Source organism: Phosphitispora fastidiosa (assembly GCF_019008365.1).
GTDB classification, from domain to species: domain Bacteria; phylum Bacillota; class Thermincolia; order Thermincolales; family UBA2595; genus Phosphitispora; species Phosphitispora fastidiosa.
On the sequence record NZ_JAHHUL010000159.1, the window covers coordinates 1 to 260 of the forward strand.

Below are 260 nucleotides of genomic sequence, written 5' to 3' on the forward strand. Positions count from 1 at the left end.
TGACGCGTTACCGGGCTGAGGACTTTGCCGAGATGCAGCATCTCGAGGGGGTCTCACCCGCCTGGCCGTTTGCCTATGGCGAGCTGGAGCCGTGGTACGGCAAGGCGGAGGCGCTCTATCAGGTGCGCGGAAGCCAAGGCGAAGATCCGACGGAACCGCATCATTCGGCGCCCTACGGCTTTCCGCCCGTGCCCGACGAGGAACCCATCGGTATCCTGCGCAGGCGGCTGCGTGTTGCCGGTGTCCATCCGTTTTCCCTG

The 260-nt window shown here is 65.4% G+C and carries 1 pseudogene; it reads left to right on the forward strand.

Annotation, left to right across the window (positions count from 1 at the left end):
• Window positions 1-260 (forward strand): annotated as a pseudogene (locus tag Ga0451573_RS19335) (hypothetical protein); the annotation flags it as partial.